This is a genomic window from Pedobacter sp. NO84 (genome assembly GCF_059703915.1).
Genome location: NZ_AP046575.1, coordinates 3,287,676 through 3,299,942 on the forward strand (window position 1 = coordinate 3,287,676; position 12,267 = coordinate 3,299,942).

General features: G+C 38.8%; 10 protein-coding genes. 9 read left to right on the forward strand and 1 reads right to left on the reverse strand.

The features are described 5' to 3' along the window. Window positions 1–77 precede the first annotated feature (77 nt). Window positions 78–575, reverse strand: a complete 498-nt coding sequence (locus tag AC6H0V_RS14465) for a thioredoxin family protein (RefSeq protein WP_497560901.1) — start codon at window positions 573–575, stop codon at window positions 78–80. A gap of 129 nt (window positions 576–704) precedes the next feature. Here AC6H0V_RS14465 and AC6H0V_RS14470 point away from each other — a divergent pair, with 129 nt between their 5' ends. The 9 genes from AC6H0V_RS14470 (at window position 705) to AC6H0V_RS14510 (ending at window position 12,244) form a co-directional block, all read left to right on the forward strand. Next, a complete protein-coding gene (locus AC6H0V_RS14470) occupies window positions 705–923 on the forward strand; it encodes a hypothetical protein (RefSeq protein ID WP_497560902.1) in 219 nt (72 codons plus the stop codon). Next, on the forward strand, window positions 920–1,237 hold the full coding sequence (locus AC6H0V_RS14475) for a type II toxin-antitoxin system RelE/ParE family toxin (RefSeq protein WP_497560903.1): 318 nt from the start codon (window positions 920–922) through the stop codon (window positions 1,235–1,237). The genes AC6H0V_RS14470 and AC6H0V_RS14475 overlap by 4 nt, the downstream gene beginning before the upstream one ends. Continuing rightward, a complete protein-coding gene (locus AC6H0V_RS14480; protein WP_497560904.1) occupies window positions 1,238–4,459 on the forward strand; it encodes a UvrD-helicase domain-containing protein in 3,222 nt (1,073 codons plus the stop codon). Window position 4,460: 1 nt separating this feature from the next. Beyond that, the gene (locus AC6H0V_RS14485; protein WP_497560905.1) at window positions 4,461–4,982 is read left to right on the forward strand and encodes a DinB family protein; all 522 of its coding nucleotides are present in this window, start codon (window positions 4,461–4,463) and stop codon (window positions 4,980–4,982) included. Continuing rightward, the gene (locus tag AC6H0V_RS14490; protein WP_497560906.1) at window positions 4,983–7,838 is read left to right on the forward strand and encodes a PD-(D/E)XK nuclease family protein; all 2,856 of its coding nucleotides are present in this window, start codon (window positions 4,983–4,985) and stop codon (window positions 7,836–7,838) included. 5 nt (window positions 7,839–7,843) lie between these two features. Beyond that, window positions 7,844–8,989 (forward strand): M28 family metallopeptidase, encoded by a 1,146-nt coding sequence (locus AC6H0V_RS14495; protein ID WP_497560907.1) that lies wholly within the window; start codon window positions 7,844–7,846, stop codon window positions 8,987–8,989. Between the two features lie 193 nt (window positions 8,990–9,182). Beyond that, window positions 9,183–10,259, forward strand: coding sequence for an NADPH dehydrogenase NamA (gene namA / locus AC6H0V_RS14500; protein WP_497560908.1), 1,077 nt, complete (start codon window positions 9,183–9,185; stop codon window positions 10,257–10,259). A 69-nt stretch (window positions 10,260–10,328) separates the two neighbouring features. Then, on the forward strand, window positions 10,329–11,861 hold the full coding sequence (locus tag AC6H0V_RS14505; protein ID WP_497560909.1) for a DUF4394 domain-containing protein: 1,533 nt from the start codon (window positions 10,329–10,331) through the stop codon (window positions 11,859–11,861). A 77-nt stretch (window positions 11,862–11,938) separates the two neighbouring features. Further along, window positions 11,939–12,244, forward strand: coding sequence for a YbaB/EbfC family nucleoid-associated protein (locus AC6H0V_RS14510; RefSeq protein WP_497560910.1), 306 nt, complete (start codon window positions 11,939–11,941; stop codon window positions 12,242–12,244). Window positions 12,245–12,267: the final 23 nt, after the last annotated feature.

Sequence of the window (12,267 nt, forward strand, 5' to 3'; positions counted from 1 at the left end):
AAACCAGTGGGTCTCTAGTATAGATAAATAGTTGGCATTTGGCGATAAAGCATTCCCGAATCGCCAAACGCTTGCCGCTAATACTTATTGTTTTCTGGCAAAAGTGCCCCGTAATTCCAGTTCTTTAAAAACTCCAATACTTTTTTAGCACTGTGGCCCTTTCCTTCTTCAAGATAGGCTGAGTTTTGGGTATGCAATAATTTCCCGTTCCCATCCAAAATCAGGAACACTGGAAAACCAAAACGACCTGGGTAATTATATTTTTTAAGGATGGCTTCATTCTTGTTTTCCGGACTCCAGTTTAACATTACGGTCTCATAATTGGTATTTAGATAGGTTTTAAGTTCTGGAACAGAATCGACTAAAGCATGGAACCGAATGCACCAGATACACCAATTGCCTCCCACCTGAACAAAAACATGCTTATTTTCCTTTTTCGCCTTCGCAACCGCAGCATTGATATCAGCTTCTGCATTTGCCTTGGGATTATACAGATGAACGGCTTCTTTAGGTGCCTGAGCATATACCGCACTGGTAATAATGACGGCGAAGCATAAGGTGAATAGTTTTTTCATAATTGATTTAAATAGAATGCAAAAGTAAAAAAATAAATAATGTCTAGTGTTTTGGTAGTGTAAAATAGTGTTGAAAATTCGATGGGTCACTGTGCACTAAAATTCGTAACTTGGGGTAAAATATAAAGTATGACAACTCTAAAGGAAAAAATTATTTCTGAACTTAATGAAGTTAAGAATAACGACATTTTAATAGCAGTTCAAAATTTATTATTGAATTTTGGAAATAAAAAATCATATGTTATTTTGAATGAAGAGCAGCAAATGAGGGTTAACGAAGCAAGAGAAGAATACAAGAAAGGTGATCACTTCTCAACCGATGAGGTGTTCGATGATTTAGAAAAATGATTAAGGATGTTAGATGGTCTGCTTTATCAAGAAAGAATTTACGAGAAATTAAAAAGTTTTTTGATCAAAGAAATGCAAGTACAGATTACAGCGCCAAGCTGCTAAAAACATTTAAGGAATCTGCCAAATTAATTCAAAAAAATCCATTTAGCGGCATCTCAACGAGCGATAAAAACTTGAGAGGATTTATTGTACTCAATTACATTATATTCTATGAAATATTGGATGAGAGAATATTAATTTTATTTATCTGGGACTGTAGAAAAGATCCAAAACAATTGGAAAAATTCATCAAATCCTCTCCTCTAACCTAAATGAACAAACCACTCAAAATCCTTCAGGCATCAGCAGGCTCAGGCAAAACATTTAGTTTAACCGCCCATTACCTTATCCTGCTTTTTAGTGGCCCCAATAAATACCGTGAAATTTTGGCGGTTACTTTTACAAACAAGGCCACAGAAGAGATGAAAACGCGCATCTTACAGGTACTATTGGGTTTGGCACAAGGTGATGTTTCGAGCAGAACAGAAGATTATCGAAAACTTATTCTAGCTGCCCACCCCAAATTGGCTGCACCAGAATTGCAGCTCAAAGCAGAAGAAGTTTACCGTAAGATCTTACACGATTATAGCCGTTTTTCTGTAAGTACAATTGATGGTTTTGTGCAAAAGGTAATCCGTGGGTTTGCTTTTGAACTAGGCCTTAATGCAGATTATAATTTAGAAATGAATTATGACAAGGTTAAAGATGATCTTGTGAACAAACTGGATGAAGCGTTAAACCATAACAAAGAACTTCTGCAGTGGATTATAGATCTTGCGATTGAGCGCATAGGCGATAACAAGAGCTGGAACTATAAGATCGAGCTCTATAATTTAATCGGTGAAATTTTTTCGGAACGTTTCCAAATTTTTGAAACGGCAGTAGAAGAGCTGGGATTGGAAAACATTAATGAGCTGTTCAAAAAGTACATCAGTGTTACCAAAGCAGAAATTAAAAATTTTGAAGGAGAAATTATCGCCCTTGCTGCCGATGCGCATGATGCATTGCAAGTATCCGGAGTAGAAACAGAGCATTTAAAGGGCAAATCTAGAAGTAGTTTGGCCAAAATCGTCCTGGTTGCCCGTGGAGATTTTTCTAAGATAGAACCGCTCTTTACCCTTATAGACGAGCCCGGAGAATGGTTTCAGAAAGGGGCCGATCATCAGGAGGCCTATGAAACGGTCAATCCGATCTTAAAAAAAATAAAAGCACATTATTTAACCCACTTACCTAACTATAGGCTTGCCATTGCTTTTAACAAAAACTTATATTATTTGAGGTTAATGCAAGAAATAGCAGGTTTATTAAAGCAATATCGAGCAGAAAACGATAACCTTTTAATTAGCGATGCGCAGAAACTAATCTCCGGAATAACAGCAGATGCGGGCGACAACCCGTCATTTATTTGGGAGAAAGTGGGCAACAGGTACCGTAATTTTTTATTCGACGAGTTTCAGGATACTTCTACAAGCCAGTGGGGAAGTTTCAAATCATTATTAACCAATGCCATTGCTACCCCTAACCAAGAGGTAATAGACCATCTCATAGTTGGCGATACCAAGCAATCCATTTATCGTTGGCGAAATGGCGACTGGAATATTTTGCACAAACACGCCAAAGTTGATGTAGGCATGGAGAATGTTTTGGAAGAAAGTTTAACCGAAAACTATAGAAGTGCAGAAAATATCATCACCTTCAATAATTTCTTGTATAAATCTATTCCTATTACTTTACAGGAAGAATTAAACCAAAATCTAGCCAGTAGGGCCGAAAGCATTGCGTTGTGGTGGCAAGCAGAGAATTACAACCAGATCATAACTGATATTTATGGTGCATCTACACAGAATTTTGCCTCAAATACGTTAAAAGGGGGAACCATAAAAATTAAAAAATTCGGGAAAGAGGATTCTCCAAATGAAGCCCGGTTTACGGAGACAACCTTTAGGGAATTGGCTTTAACAGAAGTCATCTCAGAAATAAACTTCCTTAAAAACGAAAGGCAATATGCCTTAAAGGACATTGCTATTTTGGTACGCTCCAATAGCGAAGCCATGCTTACTGTTCAACGATTAATGGAGCAGAATTTACCTGTTCTCTCAGGTGATGCCTTACTGATCTCGAACAACTCTGCCGTGCAATTGATCATCAACACGCTTAAAGTATTAATTGGTATAGATACACAAACGGCATTATACAAGGCCAATTGCATTGCACTATATCACTCATTGCACAATAATGAGCCTAATGCCAATCACTATTTAAATCTTAACGGCGTTTCATTAAGCAGCTTGAAGAATGTCCTTCCCTCCGTATTGTGCGAAAATTGGCTGAGCTGGGTGCAGTTGCCTTTGCCAGAATTGGTAGAAATATTAATCTCATCGTACAGATTAACCACCTTAACAGAACACTTGCCCTATCTGTTGGCGTTTAGAGATCTAGCCGCAAATGCCAGTAGACTGGGAGAAAAAGGAATGATCTCATTTTTAACCTGGTGGGAAGAAGATGGGATTAAAAAATCATTGCCCTCCCCAGAAGGTGCAGATGCCATTCAAATTATCACCATCCACAAATCTAAGGGCTTGGCCTTTAGGGCAGTATTTGTGCCGTTCTGTAATTGGGAAATCAAGGGAAAAGCAAACTCCACGTTTTGGGTCTCATCAGCAGATACGGTCTACAAGGAACTACGTGGCATACCCTTAAAATATACCGAAGATCTGGCCGATTCGGTTATTTCAAAAGCCTACTACGAAGAGTTGCTTTATAACAATATGGATGCGCTAAACATGTTATATGTAGCTACAACCCGATCAAAAGATTATCTATACATCGCCACCATGGCAAAAAAAGATAGTGGAAAACTATCCAATATGGGTGATGTGATTAACCTCACCTTCGAAAAGGAGTTTGATGAAAATAATTTGTACGCTATTGTTGACGATGTAATATTGCCTAACCAACCGGATGAGACCAATTTTATTGCTCTTAATGAATATCCAACTACAGATCGATTAGCTGAACTTTACGTTTCCTCTGAAGAAAAGCACTTGAAACATTTGGTAAACATTGAAAAATCGGGCAGAAAAGGATCCGTGCTACATGATATCTTGGCAAATGCCAGTACAACAAAAGAAGTGGATACCTATATTTGGGAGCTAGCAACGCAAGGAATTATAAAGGAAGAGGAACAAGACGACCTGAAATTGGCCGTTCTTGATGTGCTTAAACATCCCGAATTAAAAGCCCTTTTAGAAATGGCCACCGAAAGCATAACCGAAAAAAGCATTATCGATGAAAAAGGAAAATTACACCGCCCTGATCGGGTTTTGATGACCAAAGATGAAGTGATTGTTTTAGATTATAAATTTACACTGGAAGAAAGTGATAAGCATATAGAACAAGTGGATAGATATAAAGATTTGCTACTCGCGATGGGTTATTCGAACATAAAAACTTATTTATTTTACGCGGCAAAGGGCGAGTTAAAATTGGTTTAAAATGAACAGTAAAGAACTTAGCCAACAATTAACCTTAAATCATGACGCATTCTTGGATTTTGTCGGGTCTTTGGCCGATGAACAATTTATGCAAAGCAACAATAATAAATGGACAGCTGGTCAACAATTGGCGCACATTTATCTGTCAGTTAAACCGTTAAATACGGCGCTGGGCTTGCCAAAGTTCTCTCTTGGTTTACTTTTCGGAAAAGCAAACAGACCCAGTAGAACCTACACCGAACTGGTTGCTCAATACCATTCGAAACTAGAAAATGGAGGTGTTGCTACTGCTCGTTTCTCCCCAGATGGAGTTGCATTGGTAGAAAAGGAAAAATGGCTGAAATTAGTTGCAGGCGAAGTTGAAAGATTAAACAAAAAATTAGCTAATTTCTCAGAAGAGGAATTGGACAGCTTGATTTTGCCCCATCCCTTATTGGGGAAATTAACTTTAAGAGAAATGATATATTTCACCATTTATCATGTAGCCCATCACAGAGAAATGACAGGAAAGAATTTAGCGTAGATGAAACCATTTTTAAAAGAAGTAGCAGAAGATCTGATCGAGAAATTTGGTTCTCAATTGCAACATTGTGCCATCATTTTTAATAATAAAAGACCCGCAGCCTACCTTCAAAAACACTTGGCAGATCTGATCCAAAAACCCTTTTTTAGTCCCTCTTTTTTTACAATCCAAGAATTTTTTGCTAAAGCAACAAGTCATAAGATTGCCGACTTCTATCAGCAATTTTTTACGCTTCATCAACTTTATAATAAATTGTTAGTAGAAGAAAGATTAGATCCCATTGCAAGTCATAAATTTTTCCCTCTAGCAAAAATTATCCTAAGCGATTTTAACCAAATCGATAGTGATTTGGTTGATGCCGAAAAATTGTACCAAGATTTGGAAGATATCTCCGTAATCAACAAAGAATTTGATTATTTAAGTCCGGAGCAATACGAATTCCTTTCCCAATTTTGGACCTCCTATTCAGAAGGTAAGCATAAAAAGCAGCAAGAGCTCTTTATCAAAATGTGGCGCAGAATGCCAAAACTCTATCATCAGTTTCACGCTGCCCTGAAGGCCGAAAATAAAATCACCAATGGGTATGCCTATCGCCAATTGGCAGAAGGAAATATAAATGACCAGCCCTTCTTGGAAAGTTTTGGAAAAGATCGGATTATTTTCGTTGGTTTTAATGCCTTAACCAATGCCGAAGCCAAAATATTTACCCATTTGCAGGAAGCTGGAAAAGCCTTGTTCTATTTTGATACAGACGATTATTATTTAAGCGATCCGTTACAAGAGGCCGGATTATTTTTAAGAAAAAATCTAAATCAGTTCGGGCTTAAAAATGTATTTGATAATAACACTAGTTTACTTAGATCAGAGCTCCATCAGGTTAATGTTTTTAAGGTACAAGGACAATCTTCGCAAGCAAAAATCCTTAACACTATTTTAGCCGAGAACTATGGAAACAGCGAAGAAGTAGGATCCACCGTTGTGGTATTGGCTGATGAGGGCTTGCTCGTTCCAACCTTACAAACCATCCCTACTAGCATTAATGGCAAAGAAATCAATTTAAATGTAACCATGGGTTTTGCATTGGCTACATCAAGCATTTTCGGATTGGCCGATCTTTGGTTAACAAGCCAACTAGAAATCTTGCACGATGATATGGTTTCTTACAAGCATGTTGAGGCGTTTATTACGCATCCATTATCGGGCCTCAGCCAAAAAATGAAAGATAAGATCCAAACTGCACTGTTAACAGAAAACGTAGTAGAAATAGCATACGATAGGTTGGTAAGGCAAAGCGGATTGTTTGCTGTTTTTTATAAAAAAATAGATGCCCCAACAAATGTGGTTCCCTATTTATTGGCCGTTTTAGATCATGTGCTAACCCGATTATCAAACGCAAAAACGCTTAAGAAAATTGATGCAGAACTCTTTGTAAAAACCATTCAGGACCTGAACCGATTAAATGATACCTTTGGCAAGCACATTAACAACGAAGAAATTCCTTTCATCATTTACCTTGTGCAGAAATCTTTACAGGCTATTGCCGTTCCCTTGGCTGGTGATCCGTTAAATGGGATTCAGGTAATGGGCTTATTGGAAACAAGAAACCTTAATTTTGATAAGGTTATCATATTGGGCTTTAATGAAGGGATTATTCCAAAATCGTCAATCGGTAATAGTTTTATACCCGACAGCATTCGCCGGGTGTATGGTTTACCTGTTTTGGAGAATCTAGATGCCATCTCATCTTACATGGTGTATCGTTTATTGCAGCGTGCACCGAACATCAACTTTGTTTATAATAGCTTAACAGACGAATCTACCTCAGGTGAAGCCAGCAGGATATTGAAACAGCTAGAGTTCGAAAGTGGCTTTAAATTTACCTATAACGAACTTAACCTAAATATCAGGACAGAGCCTTTCAAAGATCTTAAAATTGAGAAAACAGGAAATCCCTTTATTCAGGAAACCCTTCAAAAGTACCTGGATAAGACTAAGATTCTATCCCCTTCGGCACTCACGCAGTACATCGCCAATCCCATAGATTTTTTCTTCAATTATATTGCTCAGATCAAAGAGCCCAAAGAGGTAAGTGCAATAGTAGAGGCCAATGAAATTGGTTCGATCCTGCACAAAGCGATGGAATATTTCTATCAAGAGTTGAGCATTGCCGAGATTACGGAAACGCTGATTAACGAACGTAGAAAAAAAGTCCCCGAGCTGATCCAAAAAGCCTTTAATGCCGTAATGTTTAATCACCCGGATAAGGTAATAGAATATAAAGGTATGCAAAAAGTAATTTTGGCCATCGTAGATGCTTATGTTCAGATTATTCTAGATCAGGATCTGAAACAGGCGCCTTTTGAGATCATTAGTTTAGAACAGAAAGTAGAGGCAGAAGTAAGTTTCCCCTTAAACGGTAAAGAAGCTAGTGTAAAAATATTTGGGTATATAGACAGGGTTGATCTAAAAAATGGGGTGACCAAGATTATCGATTATAAGACGGGAAGTGATAAGTTAACCTTCAAAGACATCCCGGAGCTTTTCAACTCACATGGTAAACACATCAATAAGGCATTGATCCAAACTTTATTGTACACCTATGTTTACGAACAGTTTGCGGGCAAAACCTGTGTAGAACCAAATTTGTACATCGTTAAAACAATGAGAACCGAAGGCATTTGGTTCAAAACTGGAAGACAAAATCTATCAGGAGATTTTTTAGAAGAAATAAAGCCCGAGTTTATGAGTGAACTTAGAAAGAAATTAACCGAGTTATTCGAAGCTCCCTATTTTGTGGCTAGCGAAGTACCTGATAATTATAAATATTCTATCTATAAAACCTTGTTTGGAAAATAAATCGTATGAAGAAACTACTTTTATGTCTGTTCCTATTTCTTAGTGTTACTAGTTTTGCACAAGATATAAGCTATGCTCGTAAAACACTAAAGACTTTAACCAGTGCCGATTTTTGGGGAAGAGGATACACCAAAAATGGCATGGGCAAGGCAGCAGTTTTTATTGTATCAGAATTTAAATCGTTCGGACTAGCCCCTATGAATGGGAACGATTTTAAGCAACCCTTCGAATTTTCAGTAAACACCTTCCCTGGAAAGATGGAACTTATGATTAATGGTAAAAAGCTCATCCCTGGAAAAGATTTTATAGTTAGCCAGGGAAGTAAGGGCGTTAATTTAAAGGCAACACTCGTGCAAACGGATAGCGTCACATTTTTAGCAGCTGCCGAAAGAACAATTGTGAAGCTAGAGAATAAGTTAACGTGGTCTGTAGCGCAACATGAAAACGATTATACCCAAATCTTGGTCAATAAATCTGCCTTAACCGAGGTGCCAAATTCTATTGAAGCTAATATAGAGAATCTAATGGTTCCAAATTTTAAGGCAGCCAATATCTGTGGGCATGTAAAGGGTTCGGTTAATCCGGATTCTATAATCGTAATTACTGCGCATTACGATCATTTGGGTGGTATGGGAAGAGAGACCTTTTTTCCTGGGGCAAACGACAACGGAAGTGGCGTGTCCTTTTTATTAAGCTTAGCAAAATATTATGCCGCAAATCCGCCGAAATACACCATAGCCTTTATTTGCTTTGCAGGTGAGGAAGCTGGTATTTTAGGTTCGAAATATTTTACGGAAAACCCATTGATTGATCTGCAAAAAATTCGTTTCCTAATCAATGTAGATATGGTTGGAACTGGTGAAGGTGGCGCAACAGTGGTGAACGCTACTCAATATCCAAAAGAATTTGCTTTATTGAACAAGATTAATGATGCTGGTAAACTGTTGATAAAAATTAATCCGCGGGGAAAGGCTGCCAATAGCGACCATTACTTCTTTACCGAGAAAGGAGTCCCTGCATTTTTCTTATATACACAGGGTGGAATTTCAGCTTATCACGATGTTTTCGACAAATCAGAAACATTACCATTTACCGTGTATGAAAATTTATTTAAGCTCTTTGTTGGGTTCAATAAAGCTTTGATGAATTAGAAAGGGGTTAACGATTTACCCTATTAGCTAATTGTCCATGTCATTCTTTTGTTTAGTTTTCTTCTTGGCTAAACAAAATCAAATACATATCGTTAATTTGTTTGTCAGTCATAAGGATTGAAAAATAACTATCACGTGCGTAAAGCAACGCAAATCGCCAAACGCTTATCGCTCACCGCTAAATCTATATTGCATGTCGTTACTATTCAGTGAGATTACCATTAAAAATATAACCCTTAAAAATAGAATTGTCGTTTCGCCTATGTGCGAATATTCTTCCATTGATGGCTTTGCTAATAATTGGCACTTGGTGCATTTAGGAAGCCGAGCGGTTGGCGGCGCCGGATTGGTGATCACCGAAGCATCGGCAGTTTCTCCAGAGGGCCGGATCTCTATTGCTGATCTGGGAATCTGGAAAGACGATCACATTACCAAACTTAAAGAGATTACAGATTTTATACATGCTAACCATTCAATCGCAGGAATTCAGTTAGCGCATGCCGGAAGAAAAGCAAGTTTTGATATCCCTTGGGAAAACCCTAGGCAATTAGATGATCAACAGGGAGGATGGCCAACTGTTGCGGCTAGTGCCGAACGCTTTAACCCTACCGATAAATTGCCCATAGCGCTTGATCGGCAAGGGATAGAAAAAGTAAAGAGCGACTTTAAACTGGCGGCCGAAAGAGCGATAAAAGCTGGGTTTGATATCATAGAAATCCATGCGGCACATGGTTATTTGTTGCATCAATTTTTATCTCCCCTAAGTAACCATAGATCTGACGAGTATGGTGGACCTTTTGAAAACAGAATTCGATTATTAGTTGAAACGGTTAACAGCGTTCAAGAGGTTTGGCCACAAGAAAACCCTTTGTTTGTGCGAATCTCTGCCACCGATTGGGCCGAAGGAGGTTGGTCGGCAGAAGAGTCGGTTCAATTATCAGCCTTGCTAAAAGAAAAGGGCGTTGATGTAATAGATACCTCTTCTGGAGGTTTAACATTAGCTCAGGATATTCCCCTTTTCGCGGGTTATCAGGTGCAATTTGCATCGGCAATTAAAAAAGAAACCGGAATAATAACAGGTGCAGTTGGTCTGATTACCGAAGCACAGCAGGCTAACGAGATCCTTGAAAAAGGAGATGCCGATCTTATTTTCATGGCCAGGGAGCTATTAAGAGATCCCTATTTTCCGCTGCATGCGGCCACGATATTAGAGGAAGAAGTTAAATGGCCCTCACAATATGAAAGAGCAAAACCCAGAAAGCAACGCTGAAAATTGTTACCTTGCAGAGTAAAGCAGAGTAAAAGCAGAGAGCATGGGGCATAGAGTTAAATGACGAGTATGATGTACAAAAATCTTTTTTGGTTAAAAATGAGCGGCCTTGTTTTAGTGCTAATTACTATTTTATCCTGCAATAAAGAGAGCACTTTCATCAATTTACCAGTTTTTGGCCCAACACAAGCATTTTATGCGCTTTCTGATAACAACACCCTAACCGCCTTCAATGCGAAAGATGTGCGTAGCGTTGGATCAAAGACGATATTGAATGGCTTTGCCCAAGGAGAAACCTTATTAAGTATAGATTTTAGACCCAGCACAGGAGAATTATATGGAGTGAGTAGTCTGAGCAAGATCTATACTATAGACATTGGCACGGGCATTGCAAAAGCTGTTTCAACAAATGCTTTTACTCCAAACCTGAATGGCACAACCGTTAGTTTAGATTTTAACCCCACTACAGATCGGATCAGGATCGTAACCAGTACAGGGCAAAATTTAAGATTAAATCCAGAAACAGGACTAGTGGTAGCCTCTGATCCAGCTATTTCCAGTACAAGCATTTCGGGCATTGCTTATTCCAATAGTATCGCCGGTGCAACAAGTACTATTTTGTACGATTTAGACCCTTTGGCCAGAAAACTTTACAAGCAAGACCCGCCAGATAATGGCACTTTAGTGGCAGTAGGCAACCTTGATCTAAGTTTAGGAGAAAACGTAAGTTTTGATATTTCGCCGGATGGATCCAAAGCTTTGGCTATAGGAAAGCTTGGGGACAGCACTAAATTATTTACCATCAACCTAACCACGGGCAAGGCTGCAGTAGCTGGTAAATTCATCCCCGGCACCAACATTAGGGGTATTGCCATTCCAACAACTCCTGTAGCCTATGCCGTTGACGACGCGAATAATCTATTGATCTTTAACCCCACATCAAAAACAGCTGCAACCACCATAAAAGCACTTACGGGGTTACCATCTGGTGAAACAATTGTGGGTATTGATATGAGGCCATTAAATGCGCAGTTATATGCGCTGGGGACAAGCAATAGGCTATATACGATAAACCTCGGAACGGGCGTATGCACACAAGTGGGCTCAGGCACATTTAATATACCGCTAGTAGGTACTAGTTTTGGCTTTGATTTTAATCCATTAACCGATCTCATTCGTGTGGTAAGTAATACAAGGCAGAATTTAAACATTAACCCTCTTACGGGCGCAGTTACCGCTGACGTAGGCTTAACTTCAACAACCGCAACTATAAGCGCTGCTGCCTACAGCAATAACTTTAGAGGAACAAGCACAACAACACTTTTTGTAATCGACCATACTACGGATAAGCTTTACAGCCTTAATACGGCTACAGGGGCCTTGTCAGAATTAGGAGAACTGAAGATAGGTGACCAAAAAATAGATGTCGGCGCAACAAATGGTTTTGATATCGTAAGCAGCTCTGGAAATATTGCCTATGGAATATTTTCAGTAGGTGGAAAGAACAATGTCTACCAAATTGATCTAAGTTCCGGACAGCTCTCTTTTCAGTTCGAACTAACCAAAGCGGTTACTGGGTTTACGCTGGGCTTAAGGCTCTAAAGATATTGAGAATCGGAAATATAAGTTTCACAAAACAATTTTTGTTATTTTAGGATTATACTACAAACTAAAAAATCATGTTTGATAAATTAATAGCTGCCCAACAAAAGGCAGACGAAATTAAAAAAAGATTAGATACCATATCGGTATTTGGAGAGGTAGAAGGAGGAGCAATTAAAGTTACCGCCACAGCGAATAAGGCTGTTACCGCCATAGAAATTGAAGAGGATTTTTACAAACAGGCCGACAAAGAAGAGTTGGAAGAACTTTTATTAACTGCTGTAAATAAAGCCCTCATCCAAGCAGAACTGGTAAGTGCCGCAGAAATGCAATCGGCCACAAAAGACATGTTGGGCGGTTTGGGCGGAATGTTCGGAGGATAAACCAACTCAGGTTTAAACTATCG